Here is an 846-nt window from a genome sequence, read left to right as displayed (position 1 = left end):
GGAGTGGGGAGTGGGGGATTAGTTGTGATTTTTGACTTTTGTTAAGAATTTCTCTCCTCCTAGAATATCCTAAAATTCAAAGCCCACCTGCGTAGAATAGTAGAGTCCTGATTATAGGTAATAAGATGATCCAGAATAAATATTGGTGCAATCGCACTGGCAAAGTCAACTGGCTGATAGGGGCTATAGTAGCAGGAGTTATCGGTTCCTGCGCCACACCTGTAAAAGCACAAGAAGCATTGAGGAACGAAATATTTCAGTTTTCTGTGGATACTATTGTCGAATTTGAATTCCTCCAATCCCATGGTTCCTATCAAGCAACCCTTGGGATCAAAAACCAGACTACGGGTGAAGATACGGTTTTATTTCGCGAAGTTAAACCCTATGATGCCTTTGGTAGCGGACAGAATCAATCGTCTTCTCGCGGACAAGATAACCTCGGTACGCGGGTTGATTATGTGGGAACTGTTGGTGGTGGAAGCGTTAGTAATCGCTTGAGTGAGTTCACTTTTCAGGCTAACAATAAATATGTATTTTACTTAGAATCTGTAAGCCCAAGCGGACAAACTCGCCGCAGTATTTTATCTACTCAAAACTTTGCTAAGTTTTTGGGTAGTTTAGATGGCGGGATGAGGGGTGATGTCAAGGGTAATCGTATTTCTTGGGAGGATGGAGGACAGGTTGAAGTGGGGAATGATAGTGATTATGATGATTTTGTGATTGAGGCTGGTGGGTATTTGATTAATGCGAATTGTCCGTTTTAATTGATTGGTTGCGCCAATCTCAATTGGGCGGTTAAAACCGCAGCTACACAGACAAAACCCGCCTGCGCGGGTTCTGAAATCC

General features: G+C 43.1%; 1 protein-coding gene. It reads left to right on the top strand.

Translation table 11 applies throughout. The annotated features are described in order from the left end of the window. Positions 1-125: 125 nt before the first annotated feature. On the top strand, positions 126-764 hold the full coding sequence (locus NJ959_RS15880; protein WP_254012714.1) for a hypothetical protein: 639 nt from the start codon (positions 126-128) through the stop codon (positions 762-764). Positions 765-846: the final 82 nt, after the last annotated feature.

The sequence above is a fragment of the Limnofasciculus baicalensis BBK-W-15 genome (assembly GCF_024178385.1).
Lineage (GTDB): Bacteria > Cyanobacteriota > Cyanobacteriia > Cyanobacteriales > Coleofasciculaceae > Limnofasciculus > Limnofasciculus baicalensis.
The sequence above is the reverse complement of the archived record's forward strand: the minus strand, read 5'-3'. Positions and strand labels throughout refer to the sequence as shown.